Source organism: Ktedonobacter robiniae (genome assembly GCF_016587375.1).
GTDB lineage: Bacteria > Chloroflexota > Ktedonobacteria > Ktedonobacterales > Ktedonobacteraceae > Ktedonobacter > Ktedonobacter robiniae.
This window is the reverse complement of record NZ_BNJG01000001.1, coordinates 4465584-4490150: the sequence shown is the minus strand read 5'-3', so window position 1 is coordinate 4490150 and position 24567 is coordinate 4465584. Positions and strand designations below refer to the sequence as shown.

At 53.3% G+C, this 24567-nt stretch carries 17 protein-coding genes and 1 pseudogene; 6 read left to right on the top strand and 12 right to left on the bottom strand.

Features of this window, described 5'->3' with window-relative positions:
- Positions 1–37 precede the first annotated feature (37 nt).
- The 4 genes and pseudogenes from JMJ04_RS18675 to JMJ04_RS18660 all read right to left on the bottom strand — a co-directional run bounded on the left by JMJ04_RS18675 (position 38) and on the right by JMJ04_RS18660 (position 3799).
- Positions 38–934, bottom strand: a complete 897-nt coding sequence (locus tag JMJ04_RS18675) for a class I tRNA ligase family protein (RefSeq protein ID WP_201371941.1) — start codon at positions 932–934, stop codon at positions 38–40.
- Between the two features lie 157 nt (positions 935–1091).
- Positions 1092–2390, bottom strand: a complete 1299-nt coding sequence (locus tag JMJ04_RS18670) for an RNA-guided endonuclease InsQ/TnpB family protein (protein ID WP_201371940.1) — start codon at positions 2388–2390, stop codon at positions 1092–1094.
- The gene (locus tag JMJ04_RS18665) at positions 2377–2964 is read right to left on the bottom strand and encodes an IS607 family transposase (protein ID WP_201369098.1); all 588 of its coding nucleotides are present in this window, start codon (positions 2962–2964) and stop codon (positions 2377–2379) included. Before JMJ04_RS18665 ends, JMJ04_RS18670 begins: the two co-directional genes overlap by 14 nt.
- Positions 2965–3198: 234 nt before the next feature.
- Positions 3199–3799, bottom strand: a pseudogene (locus tag JMJ04_RS18660) (IS6 family transposase).
- A gap of 174 nt (positions 3800–3973) precedes the next feature.
- Here JMJ04_RS18660 and JMJ04_RS18655 point away from each other — a divergent pair.
- Positions 3974–4837 carry a phosphate ABC transporter ATP-binding protein gene (locus JMJ04_RS18655; RefSeq protein ID WP_201371939.1) on the top strand — a complete coding sequence of 288 codons (864 nt, stop codon included), beginning with the start codon at positions 3974–3976 and terminating at the stop codon, positions 4835–4837.
- Between the two features lie 173 nt (positions 4838–5010).
- On the opposite strand, the gene JMJ04_RS18650 is transcribed toward JMJ04_RS18655, so the two are convergent.
- From JMJ04_RS18650 to JMJ04_RS18630, 5 genes are all read right to left on the bottom strand, one after another.
- The gene (locus tag JMJ04_RS18650; protein WP_201371938.1) at positions 5011–5832 is read right to left on the bottom strand and encodes a class I SAM-dependent methyltransferase; all 822 of its coding nucleotides are present in this window, start codon (positions 5830–5832) and stop codon (positions 5011–5013) included.
- A complete protein-coding gene (locus JMJ04_RS18645) occupies positions 5816–7444 on the bottom strand; it encodes a radical SAM protein (RefSeq protein ID WP_201371937.1) in 1629 nt (542 codons plus the stop codon). The genes JMJ04_RS18650 and JMJ04_RS18645 overlap by 17 nt, the downstream gene beginning before the upstream one ends.
- A gap of 442 nt (positions 7445–7886) precedes the next feature.
- Positions 7887–9191, bottom strand: a complete 1305-nt coding sequence (locus tag JMJ04_RS18640; RefSeq protein ID WP_201371936.1) for a vanadium-dependent haloperoxidase — start codon at positions 9189–9191, stop codon at positions 7887–7889.
- A 277-nt stretch (positions 9192–9468) separates the two neighbouring features.
- Positions 9469–11451: a glycoside hydrolase family 15 protein gene (locus tag JMJ04_RS18635; RefSeq protein ID WP_201371935.1), complete on the bottom strand. Its 1983-nt coding sequence runs from the start codon at positions 11449–11451 to the stop codon at positions 9469–9471.
- A gap of 52 nt (positions 11452–11503) precedes the next feature.
- Positions 11504–12637 (bottom strand): hypothetical protein, encoded by a 1134-nt coding sequence (locus JMJ04_RS18630; protein ID WP_201371934.1) that lies wholly within the window; start codon positions 12635–12637, stop codon positions 11504–11506.
- Between the two features lie 586 nt (positions 12638–13223).
- Here JMJ04_RS18630 and JMJ04_RS18625 point away from each other — a divergent pair.
- Positions 13224–13751 carry a sigma-70 family RNA polymerase sigma factor gene (locus JMJ04_RS18625; protein ID WP_201371933.1) on the top strand — a complete coding sequence of 176 codons (528 nt, stop codon included), beginning with the start codon at positions 13224–13226 and terminating at the stop codon, positions 13749–13751.
- A 1-nt stretch (position 13752) separates the two neighbouring features.
- The gene (locus JMJ04_RS18620; protein ID WP_201371932.1) at positions 13753–14514 is read left to right on the top strand and encodes an anti-sigma factor family protein; all 762 of its coding nucleotides are present in this window, start codon (positions 13753–13755) and stop codon (positions 14512–14514) included.
- 142 nt (positions 14515–14656) lie between these two features.
- On the opposite strand, the gene JMJ04_RS18615 is transcribed toward JMJ04_RS18620, so the two are convergent.
- From JMJ04_RS18615 to JMJ04_RS18605, 3 genes are all read right to left on the bottom strand, one after another.
- Positions 14657–16096, bottom strand: a complete 1440-nt coding sequence (locus tag JMJ04_RS18615; protein WP_201371931.1) for a dihydrolipoyl dehydrogenase family protein — start codon at positions 16094–16096, stop codon at positions 14657–14659.
- A gap of 608 nt (positions 16097–16704) precedes the next feature.
- The gene (locus JMJ04_RS18610) at positions 16705–17214 is read right to left on the bottom strand and encodes a class I SAM-dependent methyltransferase (protein WP_268887342.1); all 510 of its coding nucleotides are present in this window, start codon (positions 17212–17214) and stop codon (positions 16705–16707) included.
- A 594-nt stretch (positions 17215–17808) separates the two neighbouring features.
- Positions 17809–20265 (bottom strand): valine--tRNA ligase, encoded by a 2457-nt coding sequence (locus JMJ04_RS18605; protein ID WP_201371929.1) that lies wholly within the window; start codon positions 20263–20265, stop codon positions 17809–17811.
- Between the two features lie 473 nt (positions 20266–20738).
- Between JMJ04_RS18605 and JMJ04_RS18600 the strand changes: the two genes are divergently transcribed.
- The 3 genes from JMJ04_RS18600 to JMJ04_RS18590 all read left to right on the top strand — a co-directional run bounded on the left by JMJ04_RS18600 (position 20739) and on the right by JMJ04_RS18590 (position 24562).
- The gene (locus tag JMJ04_RS18600) at positions 20739–21059 is read left to right on the top strand and encodes a DUF2171 domain-containing protein (protein WP_201371928.1); all 321 of its coding nucleotides are present in this window, start codon (positions 20739–20741) and stop codon (positions 21057–21059) included.
- Between the two features lie 457 nt (positions 21060–21516).
- Positions 21517–22611: a sigma-70 family RNA polymerase sigma factor gene (locus JMJ04_RS18595; RefSeq protein WP_201371927.1), complete on the top strand. Its 1095-nt coding sequence runs from the start codon at positions 21517–21519 to the stop codon at positions 22609–22611.
- A gap of 208 nt (positions 22612–22819) precedes the next feature.
- Positions 22820–24562, top strand: a complete 1743-nt coding sequence (locus JMJ04_RS18590) for an ArnT family glycosyltransferase (RefSeq protein WP_201371926.1) — start codon at positions 22820–22822, stop codon at positions 24560–24562.
- The last annotated feature ends 5 nt before the right edge of the window (positions 24563–24567 follow it).

The window sequence follows — 24567 nt, the reverse complement described above, 5'->3', positions numbered from 1 at the left end:
ACGTACGTACGTAGCGCACGGTATGCCACTATACCTCTTACCAGGTGAAGATCAATTCTCGCGCACGCGTGGCGCTTTTGAGGTCGACCAGGGCGGCCTCAAGCATATCCTTGAGATCTGAACGAACACTCAACTCCAATCGCTCCAGCTCTGCCCCGACCGAGAGTCCTTGCTCCGCTTTATAGCGCCGAACCTGTTTTAGCAAATCCAGCAACGCCTGCCCATCGGCCTCGGCTCTCGCACTCTGCCACCACGCTGGTGCCTGGGGCCAGGATGCGAGATGTAACGAAGTGACACCTTCTCGCTCTTGAAAGAGACCCTGGTAGATCTCCTCAGTGATAAAGGGCATATATGGGGCCAGCAGCTTGATGACTGCCAGCAGGGCCTGGTAGAGCGTCCACCGGGCCGCCTGTGTGTGCTCACCCATACCGTTATACAGCCGCGCCTTGACCAGTTCCAGGTAGTTATCACAGAGATCCGACCAGAAGAAGCGCTCGACCTCCGCACGCGCAGCGGCATAGTCGTTCTCCCTGAGCTCCAGGGTGGCGTGCTCAATGGTATGCGCCAGGCGGGCCAGCAACCAGCGATCCGTTGGCAGGAGCCCAGCCAGCTCTTGTGTAGAAGTCATCTCCTCGGGCGAGAGTTCCTGCAAGTGACGCGCGGCAAAGCGGGCCGCGTTCCACAGTTTTGTGACCAGGCGACGACCATTGGCGATCAACTCAGGATGAAAGGGCGTATCCAGGCCGGGCTTGATCGAGGTTGCCCAGTAGCGTAGCGCGTCCGCCGACTCGCGCTCGACCAGTTCAAGTGGTCCGCCCGCGTGGCTATTCCCCTTAGACTTCGAGATCTTTGAGCGCTCCGCCGAGAGGGCATGTCCCGAAACGAGAACTTCGCGCCAGGGTATCTCGCCAGTGAGGTACAGACCTTTACCCATCTTACGAAAAGTACGAATATCGGTTGAGTGGCTTCGAGCAGTTTATAAGCTCACTGGAAGAGCGATTAAACCGCCTTTCTTCCAAGTATCTACGAGTGAGCTGAGAGTAACCAGGGGTAGAACTCACACAGACCAGGAAGCAATAGTTCCGTCGTGACTAGCGAATCCTGACAGAGGCCAGGATTTTCTCGCGAGCGGGTTTGTGAGGGAATGACAGCCTCACGGGATGGACTACCGGCAGATGAACCCTGCGCTCCCCATCCTCTACTCCCTCCGACCCGAAGGCATCAGGAGCTGCTTTTCTGATGATGTTATAGGACCCGTTGCAATCGGCGTGAATGAGTTGGCCATTGGATGCCCGATAGAGCCTCCGTGTGATCCGTTTGCCGCTGAAAACAGGCGCATGCTCCTGGCTTTGCTGGTAGATCGGCAAAGGATCGCGATCCAGGAAACTGGCCTTGCTGGTGTAGCTTTCTTCGGTGAGGATCACCTGGATGCCTTTTTGCTCAGCTTTGTAGGTGAGCATCTGGATGAACTGGGCATGAGGCACCTGAACAAAGTTCTGATTTGTCCGTTTCCCCAGGTTGATCTCCTGTTTCCAGCCCACGTTGCGACCAATCACGAGCGTTCCGATCCCCTCAGCCACCAGCACATCAATCACAAAACGCGAGATGGTGTGCAGATCATGCTCAATCCGCCGATTGCGCCAGAGAGTCAAGCGCTCCATGCGCCGCGTGTTTCCAGGACGACCAAGAGCTTGTTGGAGTTCTGCTCGCCGCTTGTTGTAGAACTGATTCGTACTTTTCAGACCGCGCCCGTTAACGACGACCGGGACAAAACCCGGTTTATTTGAAGTTAGTGCGATCAGATTTTCCAGACCAGGATCGATGCCAGCGATGAGCGCGGGATCGACGGCGGAGCGGCTCGGCTCCTGTTCATAAATGATCTCAACGACGACAAAACCGTGTTTGGGAACCACACGGACCTGAGTGATCGCCTTGGGATCTTGTTGGGTTTTGATCTGAATGCCCAGTCCCGAAGGCTGAATGAGGTGTCGTCCAAGGGTCCGTTTGCTGCGGCTTACGGCCTGCATCATGTAGATGAGTACGTTGCGGCCTGTCGTTTTGTGCTTGTATTTGGGGAATTGGGGGCGTCGGCGAAATTTTGAGGGATCGCGCTTGTAGGCATCGAGCGCTTCAAAGAAGGATTTCCAGTTGCGTTCGAGCAGCAGCAATACCTGTTGGGCCACTTTCGCAGGCAGTGCTTTGTACGCTTCATGCGACTGCATCCGCCGATCCATTTCATTGTAGTTGAGGTGTTTTTCCTCAAAGATGAAGGCCTGACGGATCTCATACAGCGCCGTATTGTAGAGATTTTTGGAAGCAAAACAGGCCGCGTCAAGCGTGGCATAGCGTGGATCACTCCGAAGAATGATGTGCTTTTCAACCAGGTGCACGGTCGGCCTCCAATTCCTGCACAAGACGCTCTGTTTTGCGTTTGGCACGCCGTTGCCCATAGAGCCGGGCGCAGAACGAGTACACGATGCTGGTGAGGTCTGAGAGCAGGTCTTCTGTGCCATTGTCGGCCTGATTGACGACCTCGATCTCACGCCCATAGGTTTGAAGCAGGGTCTCGATGTAACGGAACCCGAAGCGGGTACCCCGGTCCTTGTGTTCAATGACGATACGGCCCACACTTGGATCGGCCAAGAGAGCCAGAAACTTCGGCCGATTGTCATTGACGCCAGAGCCAATTTCCTTGACAACTTTGCCCACTTGATAGCCACGAGCAGCGCAGTAGGCAACCAACCGCTCAGCTTGACTGTCCAGGTTGGTCTTGTTTTCTGCGGAAGACACCCGCGTGTAGACCACGGTTTGAGGCTTCGATGAGGGGACTGACACCCTGATTGGCTCGTCGATGAGAATCGTGTGAGCCCCTACGCGCCGCCCCTGGATTTTCCCGTCCCGGAACCAACGCCAGGCTGTCTCATAGCGGACCCCTTGTTGTTTCGCGTAATCACTGAGTTTCATGCTCAAATCATACTATGCTACTCAATGATTGTCAAGAATTCGCTATACTTTCAAAGATCGGTTTCAATACTTGTTCTCCCTGGTTTCTTTTTTGTGAGCGTCAACTTTTAAGCGGATATGCGGCAAACGCGACGATAGTTGCACCTCTACATACGGCATTGTTGCCTTTTCGGGCTGTGTTGCAAAGATTTACGAGGGGGTACGATGGATATGAAGTCTCGTTGTCAGTTGAGCTTAGGCGACCAATCCAAACAAACTGGCGATGAACGTGACCTGCTCAGTGATGTTCCCCTTTTCCACTCCATGCACCTGTCCTTTCCGAAGCATATTCATACTCTCGTATCCTTGTAACGTATTCCACACGGTCTTGAACGGAAAGAATCCCATTCCTGGCTTCACCAGCCGTTTGATGAAGCGGTGATCTTGTTCGACCAGATTGTTCAGATATTTGCGCTGTCGTAATTCACAAGAAGCTGCCAAACCCCCTGCTGCCTTCAACTCCTTGAAGGCTTTAGGATAGGCCGCGTTTTTATCGACCGTGATGACGCGGGAAGTCACCGTGTGGGAGGGCATGAGCGCTTTCGCAAAAAACGCTTGGCTGCTTGTGCATCACGGGTCGCACTCAGCAAAAATTCTAAGGTGTTTCCTCGAGTGTCTACTGCGCGGTAGAGGTACATCCATGCCCCTTTAATCTTTACATAGGCCTCGTCCACACGCCAGGAATAGGACTCGTTCCTGCATAAGTTCTTCGAGATCACGATAACTGAGCGCATAACGCAGATACCATCTCACGCAAAGGAGAATGATGCCATTTGAACGGCTGCTGCTCTGTCATAACGAGTCCTTTTCTGCTCTTTTTTGCCCACTCTAACAGATCAGCTTTCTTTTCGCAACACAGCCGTCAAGTAAAGGCGTTTATAATATCAGAGGCCATAGGAGAAGCAGAAACCAGAATGCGCAATGACGCGCATTCTAGTTGGTACCGCAAGTGCAGGAAAGGGACCCGGAGATGTCACGCACAACACCCCAGTTTGAAATTCGTGATCTCAACGTCTTCTACGGGCGAACACAACGGGTATTTCATGTCAGCGTGGATATTGAGCGCTATGGGATTACGGCCTTTCTTGGCTCGTCAGGGAGCGGAAAATCCAGCTTGTTACGCGTTCTCAATCACACCTACGACCTGTTCTCTGATGTACGTATCGAGGGAAATGTCCTTCTCGATGGTGAAGATCTTTCCCTCTATGGGCGCAATAGTACTGAGATCATGCTTCTGCGTCAGCGAGTGGGTATGGTCTGCCAATGCCCGAACCCGTTTCCACGCTCAATTTATGAAAATGTGGCCTATGGCCTCCGTCTTCGATATGGGTATCGCAAGCGCCAACTCGATGAGCGTGTTGAACAGACCCTGCAGCGTGTTGGCTTGTGGCACAACGTCAAAGAGAGGCTCACACAGCATGCACTCCATCTGGCGGCGGGACAGCAGCAATTACTTTGTCTGGCACGCGCTCTTGCTCTAGAACCTGATGTCCTCATGCTGGATGAGCCTTGTAGCCTCCTTGATCCAGCCGCAACCTATCAGATCGAGACATTGCTCCAAACACTAGGACAGGAGATGACCATTATCCTGACAACGTCCAATCCCTACCAGGCACGCCGTATGGCTGACACAACAGGTGTCCTCTTTGATGGACAACTAGTGGAGTATGCGCCAACATACTGCCTCTTTCTTGAGTCACAAGATGTAAGGACGGTGATGGTTCTTGGCACCAACCTATATGGCGCAGAGAGGAAGAGCGCAGCCATGACAGAACTGTTCGGAAAAACACAAGTACCAGTTCTGGTCGCTATTGGTGAAGAGCGGATGCAATAGGAGATTGCCAGCTTCTTACGGAAAGAGGGGTACGATCTTGTCACCGCAGAGCATGGGAACAGGCATTACACTTGCTTGAAGCGCCCCCATTGTTGCTGGCTATCTCCAGGCACAGTTGGCCGCGTCGTTCAAACTGGTAGATAGCACACTCCAGGCAAGCCAATGTCCTCCCTTCAGGCTGGCTTGCCTGCCGTTATCACCACATATCCGAACTGGCGTGCCCGAATTGCTGTGGAAGCCGATTTCGCTAGCGCTTTTGCTTGCTCAAAATCAATGGCAGGTGGAAGCTCAATTTTCTTGATTCGTGCGAGCAATTCTACACCCAACAATTTCCCTTGAATCTGCTGCACCATTTCAACGAGGGCGCTGTCATGTGTTTCCACCAGGTCGATGCTCAGCCCTGCATTGGTGAGGTAACGTGTATATTCCTCAACCGGTTGCGCATCTGCAATACAGGCTATCCAGGCGAGCAGTCCTTGCAGATCATCGGGAACCCTCCCAGTACGTGTCAGATCACTTAATCCCACACGTCCACCAGATTTTAACACACGCATAAACTCTGCGGCTGCGGTCGGCTTGTCTGGGAACGTGCAAAAGGCACATTCACATATCACAGCGTCAAAGGTACACTCCGGGACCGGAAGACGTTCGGCGTCACCCTGCTGGAAAGACACCAGATGAGCAACTCCTGCTGCTTCCGCTGCCTGCATTGCCTTTTGGACAGCTTCTTCGCCATAATCGATCCCGAGTACCTGGCAGCCAAAGCGCTGCGCGAGCGTGATCGCACTCATGCCCTGCCCCGATGCGATATCGAGGATACGCTGCTGGGGACTCAAGCCGAGTAGCCGGCCAAGATGTTCCGTCAGTTTGACTCCACCAGGGTGAAACGAGTCGCCCAGCAGGACGCGCGCCAGGTCGCTCTGGTAGGCATTCGCGCAACACGTTTTCAGCTCTGCGCTATCGATAGTATCATGGGTCTCATGCTCTGGGTTCATGCGCCAGTCCTTTTCCAGGTGGCGTCACCTGGATGACGTCGTTTTGCTGCTTCTGCTCAAAAGTGAAGGTCAAGGGGGCTGGTGCATAGGGAATGCCTGCACGCCTGGCCTTGTTGCGCTCACGTTCGCGTGCCTGAAGCTGGAGACGTGCCTGCTCTCGATAGCCAACATTGTTATAGGCACAAAACGGGATTTGTTTGCCATCGGGCAGCAGAATCTCTTTACAGCATTTCATCAGGTTTTTTTGATTAAACGTCCATGGATCCATAAAATCCTGAAGCATAATCATGAAGATATTCTGGGTAAATGCTCCCAGGTCGAGCCCATCAGGGAGACCACATGCGGTGCATGAGATCGCGAATTGCTGTGCAGCTTTCTCTGATCCAGGTACCGCCGAGGAAGACCACAATCCTTCGAGCGCTGTTTGAATATCTTTCCCCAAGTCTGGAACCACGCGGTTGGTTATATAGTCCAGGTAGTCCTCCACGTTGAGCACGCGTGGTAGTGGCAGCACAGTTTCTCCATCGATCAACGCATAGGTCACCGAGTTGCAGGTGGGGAAACAGCAGGGGACAGGAACAAAATCGGACACGGCAAAGGTGCCTTTTGTTTGTACTTCAAGAGCTTTGAGAATATCAGGAATAGTTAAGCGCTCCATGGGATCATGCTCACCATGGCGGCCAGATTGGAACGCTGGTTGGAAATTGATTCCCCGTACTGCCGGGTGTTTCATCGCGAATTGCACAATGTCGCCCACTTCATGCAAATTGACAAAGCGGTCAATAGCAGGGACCAGGACCACGCCCAAGCCTATTTGTGCAAGGCGGTCGAGAGCGCGCAGCTTTTGTGGCAATATGCCTGCTTCACCACGCAGGATGCGATACGTTTCGCTGGCCAAACCATCGAATTGAAAATAAATCGAGGGCCGCACCTCGTTCAACTGTTCCAGGAAGGCGTCATCATCGGCAATCCGTTTCCCATTGGTGTTGAGCATCACATACTTGATCTGACGCTGCTTTGCAGCTTTCATCATCTCGATGATCTGCGGATGAATGGATGGCTCGCCTCCAGAGAACTGGACCACTTCTGGATTGCCCTCCGTTTCCACAAGGTGATCCAGAATGCCCTCGACCTCTTCTAAGGTCAGATTGAAACCTGCACCAGCATCGGCGAAACAGAGTGGGCAGTCCATATTACACGCACTGTTGACCTCAATGATGCCAAGGCAGGCATGTTGTTGGTGATCGGGGCAGAGACCACAGTCGTGTGGACAGCCATGCTGGATCTCGGTAGAAAACGCAAGCGGGAGAGTACCGGGTTTGTTGAAGCGAGCGTTCGCCATGTACGCTTTGGCATCACTATAAACCAGCCCTTCGAATGTACCATGTTCAGGGCAGCGCTTGCGCATGTACACCTTATTGTCACGCAAAAGTATATGCGCATCAATAACTCGGCGACATTCCGGACAAATGCTGCGTGTCAACTCATAAAAGATGTAGTCTACATCTTTTTTCTTGCGCGGCGCAACATGCTGGGCAAGCCCTCCTGCTACTTGCGCATCTGGGCTTGCCTCGCCACTGGGATTCGATATGGAGTGCGATTGTGTATTCATCGGAACGCCTTTTTCTTTGTCACTTCTTGTGGCACACGAAAGGAAGAGTATATACTTTGCGATCTTTGTATTAATACAAGCACAACTGCAAATTATATTAAATAGTATAGTTTAATAGATAACATAAACAAAAGTGCAAGTCAATGGCGCAGAGAATCCCTGTAAGTAGGCGAGAAATAATTAGTTGTTGATGAGGACTTCTCTTAGGCGACAATGGCACGAGAGGGATGGGAATAAAGAGCCGCTTCAGTGCTTCATGACTCGAAACGGTAGCATTTATGCTACTTTAACGGTAATGGACCTATCGCTAAGGGGTGAGTTATAGAGAGGATAGCTCAAGCCCCAATGCGTATCCCCAATGTTTTACCCTTAGCGAAGGATCCATTACCAACTGACCCACGGAGGGAGAGACCGACCAGGGCTATTGTTGTTGAAAACTCCATCATTTAGGCACACGTACCGAGAAGTGGGAGAGCACAAATTGCGCAATGTTGTGCCCGAGCACTCTGCCCGACTCGTGATCGAGCCGAGTGTGCTGTCCTGCGAAGGTCCGGCTCAGGCCCGCTTCCTTCGCAACGTCCGTGTAGCTGGCAAAGGTTCGAACGGTGCCTGGTAGCACGTCAGAGGTTACTCTGACGTGATCCTGGTTCCCGAAGAAACCAGACAGTACGGTCGCTGCAGCCGCGCTTATCGTGCTGTGAGCACCCGAATAAGAGGGATCGGGTGCGGTGATGGCGAGCGGCGTCCAGGTCGGGTCGCCGATTGTTAGTGGATTCCCAACCGTGTTGGCCTCGCGGATTGCTGTGATAGGTCTCCACAGATGATAGTGGTATTTAGCGTCATAGAAGGCGATTGTGCTGTCGGCGAGGGATAAGTTGAGAGCCGCGAACAGGCGTGCAGTGCGCTCCAGGTTCGTCCGGTGAAAGAGAGCGGCCTTCTCGGCCACCTCATTCCACGTGTTCCAGATTGGCCCCGCCCAGAACTTTGCGGCCACGGTCTGGTCGACTGTCCGTGTCTTGCTGCTGTTTTGCCCCAAGCTCTTCACCTCGTTCAGAGCTTGCGCGTAAGCACGGCTGGTCAGTGCCGGAGGTGGTCCCGGGCGAAACTGTGCTGCCGTATGCAGCACAAAAGGGGTCACTTTCGCCCAGTGGGTGAAAACAGGTGCTGCGAAGTTTGGCGGTGTGGGTCGGTAGTTTCCCTGCTGGTTGCCTGGCACGAAGGGTGGCGGTGTAGCAGCAGAACCGTCATGAGCGCGGATGGCCAGCAGGCGCTCGGTAATGACGTGACCAACCTGGATTCCCTCCTGCTTGCCAGCTCCATCTGGGATCTTGGAGAGTTCGCCGGCGAGCAGTTGATCGAGCGCTGCCTTCATCTTGGGGTAGAGCGCCGCCAAGGTGTCATGGCCAGCTGTGGCCGCTGCGGCGTCTGGCTGCGCACTGGGCGGAGCGTTCTGCAAGAAGACAGCTGCAGGGGCGTCCCGGGTAATGGAGACGACGGAGTCATAGATCGCTGCATGCAACATGGCGAAGCTGCGAGTCGGGTGAACGGTGGCTGGCTGAGCCCCGGGCTTTTGTAAGATGTGTAACAGCTCCTGGTTCCAAGCAATGACGATAGCACCAGGTTCACTCGTACCTCCCCCGCCCGTAGCGGTCACTCTTGCGGATGAATCGGCCAGGGCGATGCCTGATGAACCGATCCCCAAGAAAATGCCCATGAAGGGGGCCAAGATCAGGATCAACTTCTTCATGTTTCAGTTCTCCTTGACTGTCCAACTCGTAACCGAACGCATGTTCTGGCTACGCGTGGTCTGCCGAAAACGCCCCTGAGTAGCCAACTGAGTAGCATCAAGTGGAATGACAGAAGTGCTCTGTTGCTCCCTATGACAGCCCGGCTCATCCTGGGCGTATGCGTTCTTACTCCCCATTGCCCTTTTTGGCAACCCTGCCATTCAGCGTGGTTATGAGACTGCCTAGAACGTGACAATCTCCCGGATATGCGAATACCGAAGTCTATTGCTGCTTGCATCAGTAAAAGGCTGCGATAACCGGATCGATATGGTACTCAGATCGACGAATCTCAGCTTTCCGCAGATTATTGGCACTATTGATCAGGGCAATGTGCGTAAAGGCTTGCGGATAATTGCCCAGAGCCATGCCGCTCTGAGCATCGATCTCCTCTGAGAAGAGGCCCAGGCGACTGGCAGACTTGAGCAGACATTCGAAAAGCGCACGAGCCTCGTCAACACGGCCCTGCATCGCCAGGTTGTCGACCAACCAGAAGGTGCAGATGGTAAAGGTGCTCTCATCACCCGGCAGGCCATCATCGGAAAGATACCGATAGACAAAGCCATGCTTGTCTGTTAACTTCTCCATAATGCGATCAACGGTTGAGAGCATGCGTGGATCGTCAGGAGGAATAAAGCCAACCAGCGGCAGCAAGAGATTCGCGGCATCGAGCGCCATGTCGTCGTATGACTGAGTGAAAGCGCCAATGCTTGTATTGTAGCCCCGTGCCAGGATATCGATCCGAATCTGGTCTCGCACAGCCATCCACCGGGGCAGATCAGCCTCCAGGTTGAGTCGTTCGGCAGTGCGAATCCCACGATCCAGAGCAACCCAGCACATCGCTTTCGAATAGACAAAATGCCGTGGGCCGCCGCGCACCTCCCAGATGCCATAATCAGGCTGCTGCCAGTGGGTGCAGACGTAGTCAACAAGCGAGCGCATCATCGCCCACAGTGGACCTTCCAATGCTTCGCCATAGCGTTCAAAGCCATCCTGACGACGATACAGATGAATACAGTCCAGCACCTCACCAAACACATCCAGTTGTTTCTGCTTCGCCGCACCATTGCCAATGCGCACAGGAGTGGAGCCACCATAGCCGCTCAGATGAGGCAGTTCTTGCTCGGTCAGCTCACGCTCGCCACGGATGCCGTACATAATTTGCAACTCCTCGCCATCGGCAAATGAGAGACCACACAACCAGTGAATAAAAGCGTGAGCCTCTTCTGTAAAGCCCAGGATGTTGAACGCATAGAGCGTAAACGTAGCATCACGCAACCAGGTAAACCGATAGTCCCAGTTGCGCACACCACCCACATCCTCAGGCAGTGATGTCGTCGGTGCCGCCACGATTGCTCCCGTAGGAGCATAGGTCATCAACTTGAGAGCGAGAGCGCTACGCTCAACCCAGTGCGCATAGGGCCCCATATAGATGCATTTGGCGCAACCCGCAAGCCATGTGCGCCAGCAGCGCAGGGTATGTGCTAGCTCCGCATCAAAGTTGCGTCGGGGCAGTTCATTCTCCAGCAGCCGACGAGCAGCCTGGGCGGTACGCCCTATTCCAATGACAAAGCACAAGCGCTCGCCCTCACGCAAGAGAAACTGTGCCTGAATGGTGGGGTGCCACTCTTCTGGCTCCTGTACTACCTTCATCGCAAATGATGGCAACAGATGAGCACCAACAATAGCCAGGACCACATGTTGCTCTCCACCGGAAATGAGCGCCCCCAGATGATTGGGCGCAAGGGATACCTCGCTGGGTGCAGCGGCATAATGTGGGCTCACCTTGAGCTTCATCGTGACCGACATTTCACCATGCGTACATTCAACAATACGCACCAGGCTGTGGCAGGAGCCATCCTCCTTCGCACAGATGTTATTATCCATTCCTGTATACGGCCAGGCGCTCAATGTTTCTACCGGCATAAAATCGGTGAGCACCACTTCGCCAGCAATGCTGGCGAAGTGGGTTTGCAGAACATTACTCCTGTGCAGGTAGCGCTGTGATCCGACAAGCGAGCCATCTGTCGGCGCAATCTGGAAGTAGCCGCCGCGCTCTACGTCGAGCATGCGACAAAAGATGGCCGGGCTGTCGAAGTCCGGGAGGCACCCCCAGTCTACAGACCCTTCCGGTGATGCCAGGACCACCGAATGGCAATCACCGATGACGCCATACGAATTGATCGGTGGATATTTTTGGTGAATTTCGTTCACGCTCGCCATGATGCACCACTTCTTTCCTGGACAACGGTAAGTTCCGCCGCTGCGTGCCTTTTCATCTAGCACTGGAATATGACGAACTCACCTTTTGAGCAGCAGCTCTTCCTACAACAAGTACCAGAAATGCACTGAGCAGAATCAGTGCAACTGCCGGAGCAGCCCCCCCAATAGAGAAAAGCGGAGCGTGACCTGAGAGGAAAGAGCGCTCACCGTAGATGAAGAATACGATCGCCATCACGTAGAGGAGTTTGCTCACCATCCGATAGCCGACGTGGTTGTATCTTTGGGAAACAGCTATCTTGAAGGCTCCCCGGATCACCAGGAGCAAGAGGACAGCCGCTATCCAGAGGATAAGTCCAGCCGTGTTCCCCTTTGGCCCTACCTGATAGCCGTTTACGCCCAGCGTCAAGTTGGAGTAGCTCCCGTACAACATGATCGCTAAACCAAGGACGAGGAGGGTGTCTGTGAGCAGCAGGCGAGGGAATCTGGCAAGGCCCTGCCAGGTCTCCAACCGCGCTTTGACGCCTTCACGACCCATGAGAAGCAACATGCCGGGAGTTGTAATCCCTAAAAAGCTGAACCAATTCCACTGAGGAGGTTTGAGGGCCGCTCCCGACAGTTGCCCAAACGCAATCGCCATCAGGATGGTTCCAACAATCAGAATGACACCGTCACGGAGCATGAGAGGAAACGTGATGTGCCCTAGTGGGCGTGCAGGCTTGGAGACCCCGGATAAGGCCAGCCCACCAGCCCCGAAGAACAAGCCCACCAGGACAGTGATGAACTGAGCGAGGGCAATTGCTGGAGGAGAGTAGCCCAGGTGAAAAGCTGTCATGGAGAAACCAAGGTAGAAAAATGCGTTTGCAAGAGCGGCGTCACCGGGAAGTATCCCTATACCACGAGACATGTGTTTTTTGTCCAAGTTCGCACGCCATAGCATAATAGCGGCGTGGAGCATGCCAAGGCTGAAAACAATCTCGGCCACCTTGAAGATTGTGCTCAGGCTGACGACAATATTGCTCCCTTTGAAGACAATGCTCGTCGGAGTCAAGAGGGCCAGGACCAGCATGACGATGCCGAGAATGGTGAACGCAGACGCGCTTACAAGGCTATACCCCTTTACAAGGCTATTGGGTGGGGAAGCAACAGATGCATGGTCTGTCGCCTCAAGTGCGAGTGCCTTATTCATCGAAATTCTCCTTCTCCTCATTGGACAGATAGTGTCCACTGTGTTGCCGGGAGAGGTGTAACCTGATGACCTTATGGCCGGTTGTCTAAGCACATCTCCCTGTATGTTTTTCTTTCACCTACCCAGACTGTTTTTCGAGAGAAATATTCCCTCTGCAATCGCAAAAATAAAACTCTACATTATTAAAGAAGAATCCAAACTGGAAATTTCATAGTAGTATTTCCATAATGAATACATAAGAGGGATATGGAACAGTGCTCGTTCATTTGCGAACGAGCACATGTGTGGTGACCAGCGCCCGCAAGGGGCGCTCCTACCATCGTCTACACATTGGAGTCTCGACGTCTTGTGAGCAATGCTGATAGGCCGATGTGTAGACGACGGTCCTATACTACTGACTCCAAATAAATCGCGAAGCGACCTGTTTGTTCGTTCAGATGAAGGTAATGCGGCGTTTTCGAGCGCATTCGTTAGAGTCAATGGCCTTATGCCGTCGCTGCCGAAGCCTTCGCCTCGTCGTGCATGGGGTAGGAATAGAATCATGAAGAAATCAGTCTCTTTTAGTGGAGGGTAAAAAGGAGAGGCAGTGCAAGAGCATGACAAGCGCTTACGTTTTGAACAACTCATCTTGCCACATCTGGATGCGGCATACAACCTGGCTCGCTGGCTAACGCATAATGATCAGGATGCGCAAGATATGGTGCAAGAAGCATGCTTGCGAGCCTTTCGCTTTTTTGATGGTTTTCGTGGTGGAGATAGTCGCGCCTGGCTGCTGACCATTGTACGCAATACCTGTTACACTTGGCTGCAACGGCAACGCGTAGGTGAGTTGACCATACCTTTTCAGGAAGAACTCCACGATGTGGAATGCGAGGCCTTGAATCCAGAAGCGCTGCATTTGCATCGCGTCGATCAGCAGAGGCTCAGAGAGGCCCTGGAAACGTTACCTATAGAGTTTCGTGAAGTCATCATCCTACGCGAACTGGAAGAATTATCATACAGGGAGATTAGTGTCATTGCTCATGTGCCTCTGGGGACAGTGATGTCCCGTCTGGCACGCGGACGTAAATGGCTTCAGCGCTATCTCGCTGCTCACATGAATGAAGAGGGATAATATGAATTGTACAGAGGCGCAGCGTCTTCTCCACGCATATCTAGATGCTGAATTGGACATGGCTGACACCTTAGAGGTCGAGCAGCATCTCCAGACATGTACAGCTTGTTCACAAACCTACAACAATTATCAGGAGCTCCGAACAGCCATAAAAACAAGCTCTCTGTACTTTCAAGCTCCTGAGAAGCTCCAAAAGCGTATTAGATCATCGGTGCTAAAAGCCAATAAAGCCGCATTTATTTCTCATGTGACGTCCTGGCGCGGGCTGAGCGTTGCGGCGGTGCTGATCTTTGCCATCCTTCTTTCGCTCTGGGCGATCACTCGTTTCTGGCCCACATCTTCTGAAGGAAATACTGTGCCACAGGAGGTGCTCGCCAGTCATATACGCTCATTAATGGCAAATCATCTGGTCGACGTACCATCTTCTGACCAACACACCGTCAAACCATGGTTTGATGGAAAACTTGACTTCTCACCTTCAGTGGTCGATCTGGCGCCCCAAGGATTTCCCTTGCTTGGTGGACGCCTAGATTATCTCGATAACAGACCAGTAGCAGCAGTCGTATACAAGCATAAAAAACACATTATTAATCTCTTCATCTGGCCATCCACGCAAAACATGGGAAGCGAAACGCATACGACCACTCTCCAGGGCTATCACCTGATTCACTGGACAAAATCAGGGATGACCTATTGGGCCGTCTCAGATCTAAATCTGAATGAGTTGCAGCAATTTGTCCGACTGATGCAAGCCTCGCCCTGATAGAATACATGGTACGCAGTTCGGCGTGTTACAGTTTTAACACCTCTGGCTCGTGCACTCATCATATCTCTCGTCCGCGATATGATGAGTGCATGTCTCTTTTCTGTGGGGCAAGCCCACAGGCTCGTATAGGAAAGCGTTTCTAATGTAGCGCATGGGCTTTCCCCCATAATAGATGGATGAACTTACGATTGCTGGCAGCTTCTGGACCGGTAAGAAATGCCTCAAAGGTGGCCTGCTGTAGCCCAGTGCTCATGGTGGGGTAAGGATGAATGGTATTGAAGATGTCTTTGATGCTAAGGTGATGCTGCATGGCCAGGGCTATTTCCCCCAGCAGTTCGCCGGCACCTGTTCCGACCAGATGTGCACCTACAATCTGCTCTTTTTTCCCAGCCAGAACCAATTTGATAAAACCTGCTGTTTCATTCGCCGTTTGAGCACGGTCGATCTGAGACCAGGGGAATTTCAGGATGCGCACATGCTTATGTTGTCGCTCTGCCTCAACGGGTAGGAGTCCGACTCTGGCCACTTCTGGCTCGGTAAAGGTACACCATGGCACGACACGGTAATCCACTTTCTTCTTTGCCAGTGGTACCAGGGCATTACGCACGGCTATCCCGGCATGATATGAGGCGACATGCGTAAAAAGGTAGCCTCCGATCACATCGCCGAGGGCAAAGATGTTAGGAGCCGATGTTTGCAGATGCTCATCTACGAGAATCCCTTTCTCATTATATTGAACTCCAGCCGCTTCCAGGTTCAAGTGCTCTTCTGCTATATTGGGCTGACGGCCAAGGGCCAGGAGGAGTTCGTCAGCCTCGAACTGCAACATCTGCATCCCTTGCTGAACTGCAATCACTTTCTTGGTCTCATGGTGGTGTGCTTTCACGACGCGTGCATTCGTGACTATATCAATATTTTCTGACTTGAGGATGCCAGCAATCGTCTCCGAAACTTCAGGATCTTCGCGTGGCAGGAGACGTTCTGGCCCCTGAATCAGAGTAATCTTTGTGCCCAACCGGCCCAGTGCCTGTGCCAGTTCTACACCAACAGGACCCCCTCCAGCGATAACGAGGGATTCTGGCAGGGCTGTCAAGTCAAACACATCTTCATTTGTCAAGTAGCCCGTTGCTTGCAATCCCTCTATCGGTGGCACTGCGGGATGCGATCCAGTGGCGATGAGTATCCTCCGGCTGGTGATCTCCTCATTATTGAGGAGGAGCGTTGTCGATGATGTAAATGAGGCGTGTCCAAATGCAACGGTCACGCCTTCAGTGTACGTCTTTTCCGCATCGCTCACACGTTGAATCACCCCCTGAATAGAAGCGCTGACCTTTGCCATATCAACACTCTGGTACGTCGCGCTCGATCCAAAATGTGCCGCTTGCCTGGCCTGTTGCACGACACGTGCCACATGAATCAGACTCTTGCTCGGCACACAACCGTAATGCAAACAATCTCCCCCCAACTGTTCCTTGTCGATCAGTAAAACGTTGGCACCGAGAGACTGCGCGAGATGGGCGGCGGTGAGGCCAGCTGAGCCGCCGCCGATAATAGTCAAGTCATAGTGTGTTCGTAGCATACGCTCCTCCCGATATTTTTTCTCGTGGATCACACGAATGAAAAGGATCGTTTCTCTTCTACCACAAGAGACTGATTTTTCCGTGGTTGTATTCCCTGTGCGAGCTACCCGGGACATCTGTCTACAAAAGCGAAGGGCTGTGCCAATACAATGGTCCTCATCGCCCATCTTGCTTTAACGAAAATATGCCTCTATCAGGAAACGCAAGAACAAACAAGTTCATGCTCAAAGACCATCCATGCACCTACATATCAACCAGACAGAGAGAGCATATTCTCTTCGACTGTGGAAGGAAACGCCAAAGGGCTCTCTCACCCTGACACAACCAATCTGTCGTGAAAATACAGGCATCTAGCCAGAGAGTACAAGCAGAATGGACGTCGTTGATTGTACTCGCAGCTCACGAGCTTAGGCAAGGAGGCGTCTTCTTCTATCGCGTGCAAGATGCCAATTTCCCGAATAGATATCCCAGGTAGCCAGCATACCTCTGCTTTTTCTCTGAAGCTGATCCCGTTAGCCTATATTACGCGGGAAACTAAAACAGACAGGCCAATGTCCACAGGAACAAGACTCCTTCACAGGCCAATGTCCACAGGAACAAGACTCCTTCAATGGACGCTTCTGCTCCGTGCGAGAAGAGCCCATCCCTTCCACAACATATCAATAGAAAAATGGGTTGCTGTGCTCACCTCCAGTCCCGCTTGCCGGCAGAGCTCTTGTGCTTCTTCCAGTGTAAAAGCGTGCCTGTGTTGCAGATCAACACATTTGATCAACCATTCGAACAGAGGCCAGGGAAATGGAAATGTTCGACGAGCGTAATCCTCGATGAGGAGCTGGCCTTGGGGAAGGAGTAATTCACTCAAGCCGCGCAGTGTTGCTACAGGATCTGAAAAATAATGGAGGGCATTGGTGCAGGTGATCAGATCGAAGGAACCCAGCTCATAGGGGAGACCAGCCCCTTTCCCGTCAGTGAGGGAGGCCTGGGTGAAATGAACATGAGCGTGGTCGGAGAGACATCGACGTGCCTGCGCAAGCATCTCTTGACTCTCATCCACTCCGTAGAGTTCGGCATGGGAAGACGAACGGAGAGGTCGTGGAGCAATAGTCCTGTTCCACATGCCACATCTAAAATACGTCGTGGGTAACCCGTTTCTCCGGCAGGTTTCTGGAGTAGCTTGAAATCAAACATAGAACACGTCACCAAATGTGTCCTCTCAGAAAAGCGTTTCCACGCCCGATCGTAAGAAGCTGCCTGCTTCCCCTTGTAATATGTGCTCATAACACTCTCATTCCGTTTCTCATGCTCATTTTCGCTCTCCCTATACTCTTCTCATGGCATTATATCGAAGCTCTCCATGAAAAAAGGATTCAACAGAAGAATCAGAAGCCACCTCCTGGTCAAGATGCAGCTTCTGGGATGTCTAGCCTAAGGAGCATGCGCTCGATATCCTACACCCTGATGTCCTCTCGTGCTGTCGGGAACAGTTGCCATAGCTATCAGGCTAAAAAAGAGGAGTACGCTTGTTGTCTATAGTTATTCTATCTCTCCTTACGAGAGGTAATACTCACATGCTTTGCCTAAAAGGTGATAATTTGATAGCCTTGGTCGACGCTTCTGTGTTGTAGAGAAGGACTATGCGCTACTGACGTCCTCGCCTACGCGTAGGCGAGGACGTCAGTAGCGCACTGCATACAACTTTTAAACGTTCAGTCTACGACGCCTCTTGCCTGGTAAGGCTCACTCCTGCCTCCATCTCCTGCGGCGTGAAGAGCAGTTCACGCGCACGCGTGGCGCTTTTGAGATCGACCAGGGCGGTCTCGAGCATATCCTTGAGGTCTGGGCGAATGCTCAGTTCCAGCCTCTCCAGCTCTGCCCCGACCGAGAGTCCCTGCTCCGCTTTATAGCGCCGAACCTGTTTTAGCAAGTCCAGCAACGCCTGCCCATCGGCCTCGGCTCTCGCACTCTGCCACCACGCTGGTGCCTGGGGCCAGGATGCGAGATGTAACGAAGAGGCACCTTCTCGCTCTTGAAAGAGACCCTGGTAGATCTCCTCAGTGACAAAGGGCATATATGGGGCCAGCAGCTTGATGACTGCCAGCAGGGCCTGGTAGAGCGTCCACCGGGCCGCCTGTGTGTGCTCACCCATACCGTTGTACAACCGCGCCTTGACCAGTTCCAGGTAGTTATCACAGAGATCCGACCAGAAGAAGCGCTCGACCTCCGCACGCGCAGCGGCATAGTCGCTCTCCCTAAGTTCCCTGGTGGCGTGCTCAATGGTATGCGCCAGGCGAGCCAGCAGCCAGCGATCCGTTGGCAGGAGTCCAGCCGGCTCTTGCGTAGAAGCTATCTCCTCGGGCGAGAGTTCCTGCAAGTGACGCGCGGCAAAGCGGGATGCGTTCCAGAGCTTGGTAACCAGGCGACGACCATTGGCGATCAACTCAGGATGAAAGGGCGTATCCAGGCCGGGCTTGATCGAGGTTGCCCAGTAGCGCAGCGCGTCCGCCGACTCGCGCTCGACCAGTTCAAGTGGTCCGCCCGCGTGGCTATTCCCCTTGGACTTCGAGATCTTTGAGCGCTCCGCCGAGAGGGCATGTCCCGAAACCAGAACTTCGCGCCAAGGTATCTCGCCAGTGTGGTATAAACCTTTGACGATGGTATAGAAGGCCCAGGTCCGAATGATGTCATGCGCCTGAGGACGCAAGCTGGCCGGGAAGTGACGCGCAAAGCGCTCTGGATCATCGACCCAGTTCGCGATGATCAGAGGCGAGCACGACGAGGTCGCCCAGGTATCCATAACATCGCGCTCAGGCTCAAACTCCATCGAGCCACAGGAGCATGGCTGCTCGGGTGCGGTCGTACGCGGGTCAATTGGCAACTGCTCCCGCGAGGCCAGCAACAATTGGCCACAGGCTCGGCACGTCCAGGCAGGAATGGGAACACCCAGGAAGCGTTGGCGCGAGATACACCAGTCCCATTGCAGATTCTCGACCCAGTGCTCATAACGCGCCTGCATAAAGGCAGGCGTCCAGCGAATCTGGCGCCCGGCCTCAAGGAAACGCTCCTTCTGATCCAGGACACGAATAAACCACTGGCGCGTGTGCAGGTATTCGACGGGCGTACCACAGCGTTCATGAACGCCGACGTTATGCTCAATCGTCTCTTGCTGCAAGATCAATCCCTGCTCCGCCAGGATCTCCAGGATACGCTTTCGTGCCTGTGGAACCGAGAGGCCAGCCAGCGGTCCCGCCAGTTCCGTCATGCGTCCATCGCGACCAATAGCTGCTAGCAGCGGCAGTTGATGGGTGCGCCACCAGCGAACATCGGTAGAATCGCCAAAGGTACAGCACATGACCGCGCCGCTTCCCTTGATCGGATCAACCGCCTCATCCGCCAGGATAGGAACTTCAATACACTCTCTGGAGGCAAAGGACGCGCTCGCGAGTGAGGCATGTGTCCCAATCAAGCCAGCATAGCGCGCATCCGAAGGGTGAACAAAGATGGCGGCACAGGCTGACAGCAGTTCTGGGCGCGTGGTCGCAATAGGAAGTGTCGTGCCATTCTCCAGCGTAAAAGCCAGGGTAGAGAAGCGAGTTGACAGTGTCGTATCATCAACTTCCGCCTGGGCTATTGCGGTCTGGCACTCGGGACACCAGAGGGTGGGGGCTGGGAGCGCGTAGACACGCTTCGCCTGGTAGAGCTGAATAAACGACCACTGCGAGGTACGTTGCGCCTGCGGCGAAATGGTGGAATAGCGATAGCACCAGTCGATGCTCAGGCTTAAGCGCCGCCAGAACGTTTCGAAGCGCTCCTCGGCCTGGTGTATCAGGGTATGACACTGCTCCAGGAACTCGGGCAGTTCCATCTCCAGAGCCTTGCGCTTGATGGTCTTCTCAACAAAGCGCTCCGTAGGCAAACCATTGTCATCGAAGCCCATAGGATAGAGAACGCGTTCACCAAGCATACGGTGAAAGCGCGCGATAACATCGGCCTGTGTATAGGAATAGCAGTGTCCAATATGGAGTTCACCAGAGACGGTAGGGGGTGGGGTATCAATAGTGTAGACAGGCGCAGAGCCATCAGGCTGAAAAGCGTAGGTCTGGGCATCATGCCAAAACTGCGCCAGGCGCGGCTCAGCGGAGCGAAAATTGTAGCGGTCGGGCAAGCTCATCGTGGTACTCCTTCAGGTAAAGACATTCCGCTGCCGTCAAACAAGGACGAGGGCAGCGCTCGCGGTACCACCTTGATTCGATAGTCGACCCGCCCAACCATGACAAGGGTCAGACTATCCTTATGCGCAGCAATAACGGGCCACACCCGGAAGAACTTACTATACGTTTTGTGCATCTCAGTTCTTCGACTTCCGAGCCACGTTCAGGGGACTAAATTGAAAGAGGCTCTCACCCGGTGGCCTCTCTTCTCTGGCAATCCGCGTTTCCCTTACTCCGCTCGTTCGCAGTCACTTTATAGATTTTGTTTACAAGGGTTATCATACCGCTCTTACATGGTTGAGTCAAGTAGCAGGAGCGAAGAGAAATGAAACTTTTCTGGTGCGTAACGCGTGAATATGGCAAGATAGCCAGATAATAAGGTCAACTTTTGCATTGTGACATTCACATACAGTAGAAAGGAAGGTAAAGCCACATGACACAGTGGACATCAAACAATATACATAAAGGCATGGAAGTATACTCCGCAGAGAATGAGGATCTGGGGCATGTCGAAGATGTCTATGATGATTCCTTCCTGGTGCAGAAAGGGCTCCTCTTCCACAAGGATCGCTATATTCCCTATAGTGTGATCTCAACGATTGATGCGGAAAACGTCCATCTTATGGTCAGTAAGGCTGAGGCCAGGGAGATGCGCTGGGATCAGCGCCCCAGTGAGCATACAGGTGACACCCTGCAAACGTTCTACGATCACGGCACTGACCTCGATAATCCGTTAAATACCCATCGCGCATAATTTCTTTGAATTCCGCATACTACATGCAGTAAGAGCATCGGTCCGGTGTAGCAAGCAGCCAGACCGGTGTTTTTTTGCACTTTCCCGAAAGGAGGCGTATATCTTTACCCGCTCTACCATAATCAGGCAACCTGCTTTCAGGAAAACCACCTTAAGGCATAGAACCTCAAAATCTCGTTTTTCCGGCTATGCTGTAGCATCGACGGAGGCAACCATGGGTTCCTGGACCTGGCACAAAACTGCCTACTGTTATCTCCCTACAAGATACGGTTAGAACCTTACTCGATTTAAGGTAATTACCTGATGTAATAACAAGCGGCATTGACTACACTTAGGACGTATAGATAAACAGACAGAAGCCAAAGATTGCCACAATAAGCTGAATGCTTATTTTGTAGACCAGGCCATGGAGCCGACGCTGATTTGTCGGTAGATTTCCAGAAGGGAGCGTGGAAGCATGGCAATTGCCAATCCTATTAGTGATGAGCGCCGATCCAGGCTTACTAGCCACGAGGACGTGCTAGCAGAATTCACCACTTCCCTGGGCATTGAGATTGACGAGGCGCTTACAGAGCAACGTACAACCGAATCTCTTCCCCATTTTGGGGTGCTGGAAGACGAGATCGCAGCCCTGCTGAGTGATGATGACGACGACGAAGAGGGCGATGAGGATAACACTTCATCAGCACATACCCATCGCGGTGGGGTAACCAGTACCAAGGCCAATGGTTCTGAAGATGCCTTCCAGAGCTACCTGCGTGACATTCGCGGGTATGGACTCCTCACACACGCGGAAGAGATCGACCTGGCACAAAGAGCGGCGGCAGGCGACATCATAGCTCGCCGTAAACTCGTCGAATCCAATCTGCGCCTGGTCATCTCCATTGCACGCCGCTACACCAGCACAGGTGTCCCCCTGATCGATCTTATCCAGGAGGGTAACCTAGGCTTAATGCGCGCCGCTGAGAAGTTTGACTACCAGCGTGGCTGCCATTTCGGCACGTATGCCACCTGGTGGATTCGCCAGGCCGTCAGCCGCGCCGCTGGCGAGCAATCGCGCATGATCCATCTCCCTGAACACGTCTCAACACGCCTGCGCAAGGTTCGCCGCATCTCCGCTCAGCTCTCCCAGGAAAACGGGCTTGATCCTATGCCTGAGCAGATCGCGGAGGCCTGTCATTTTGAGGTCGACGAGGTCAAAAATTTGCTCGGAGTTATTGAACAGCCAGTCTCCCTCGATACGCCCGTTGACGATGAGACACGCTACTCGCTGGGCGATACACTCGAAGACGATACCACTCCCGCGCCAGCCGAGACAGCCTCACGCCACCTGCTTGGAGAAGAACTCCACCGCGCCCTGGCCGTGCTCACGCCGCGAGAGCGCTCAGTCGTGATGCTGCGCTATGGCATAGGTGATGGTCGCAGCCGTACATTGCTGGAGGTGGGCAAAGAGCTCGGTATCTCCAGAGAACGTGTACGCCAGCTCGAAGTTGTGGCGCTCATGAAGCTCCGCAGTGTCACCAACGCGCAAGCACTTCACGACTGCGTTTAACCCAGCATAGTATAAAACAGGATAGGAGGGCGTCTGCACATGCAGACGCCCTCTTGCGCATGCTATAGTGGTATGCATTTCGTGCTATTTGCTCGACAACTCTACCAGAGTATGCTATATATACTACGGCTACAGCTTCTTATAGCTCACTGACACATCAACACGCTTCGTTTGACACATAACATCTTGGCGGAGGGGCTTTCCAAGCATGATCAAACAACTCACCGAACGCCAGGAAGAGAGCACGATCCAAAGCGACACCACCTCGCGTTTCAGGCTTACACGCCCTACTATTATCGATATTTGTGTGGTCCTCGTTCTGCTCATCGTGGCGCTTATTCCACGCATCCAGCTTGCGAACCAGCTTGACATGGTTACCGACGAGATTGTCTATATTTGGGGTGGAAAAGTCTATTTTCCCCTCCTCACGCATCTACAATTTACCTCGCCAGCCTGGCACTATAACTACGAGCATCCTCCGCTGGTAAAGCTTTTAATTGGCTTCGCGCTGGCGTGTAACTCCCACTTGGGGCATCCTCTCACAGAGCTACAAGCCGGGCGCGTTCCCAGTATCGTCATGGGTGTGCTCCTGATCGGGGCTATCTACTGGTTTGGTCGCCGCCCCTTCGGGCGTACCGTGGCAACGCTGGCGGCGCTTTGCCTGGCGGTCAGCCCCTGGTTGGCCTATTTTAGCGCCCTGATCTATCTGGATATGACCATGACCACGCTCGCGACCATTGCCTTCCTGCTGCTGTGGTACGCGGTCCAGCGTCCCTGGATGTACCTGCTGGTGGGCGTCTTCCTGGGGTTGGCGGCTGCTAGTAAGTATCCTGCCGTCCTCCTGGTGCCAGGTATGGTACTCTATGCACTCTACTATACCTTCTTCATCCGCCCTCGCCTGGGCGAAGCCAGCAAACCACCATGGAAATGGTGGCTTCGCGCCATGCTGCTCTCGCTACTCGCCTTCCTGCTCGTTGATCCCGCCATCTGGACCAATCCACCTGTGAAGCTCTTTCAAAGCTTCTTCTTTGAGTGGAATCACTCCTCAAATGGGCATCTCACCTTTATGGCCGGAGCCGCCTACGAGCATATGCCACGCTGGACCATTTTCTACATGTTGGGAGCCAAGCTCAGTGTATTTCTGACGCTGCCGGCGCTCGGCTTTATCGTGTATGCTGTAGCCAAACTCGTTCGCTATCACCGCGCGCCAAACACCGTTGCCCCGATGGAGGCAGCTAGCGTGGTCTTCCTCTCGATCTGGCTCGTTAGCGCCGTAGCGATGTATGGTCTGCTAAATATTGTTGTAGGGACACACTACTATCTGCCAGTGGTGCCACCTATCGCTCTAAGTGGAGCCTTTGGCCTGGCAGTCCTGTTACGCTACCGCCGCCGTCTGCCCAGGACCCAGAAAAGCAGTCAGGCAGTCGCGGCAGATGGGACACCGCTCGATCAGCAGAAAATTTCACTTGTACGCCCTTATACGCCCTTAAATATACGTGCGGGTATCACAATCGCTTTGATGGCACTCATTCTCATTGTTCCACACCTGGTAGGCACGCTCACTGTTCAGGATGCGGAGGGCTACACCAGTGAACTTTTCTCTAGCGAGAACACCTCGCTGCAAGTAGCTTATCCGGGCTATCGCGATGCCATCCTCTGGCTAGCAGATCACACAAAGGGACCCACCAGCGTAGGCCTTGTGGCGCTTCCAGGTACCCTGGGAGGTGGTCCCCAGGACGAGCAGAGCTGGTTCTATTATAATCGGGATCTGCCCCAACAGGTCAGTCTCTCGGCGGTAACGCCTATGGACAGTTCCTACAAAAGCGACTACCTTGTCTGGCCAATGCACCTGCAACAGCGCGGGTATACGATACCCAAACCCTGGCGCTCGCATATTGTACATACCGTCACCGGTGGCAATACCATTTACTGCTACATTCTCTCGCGCTAACCGTC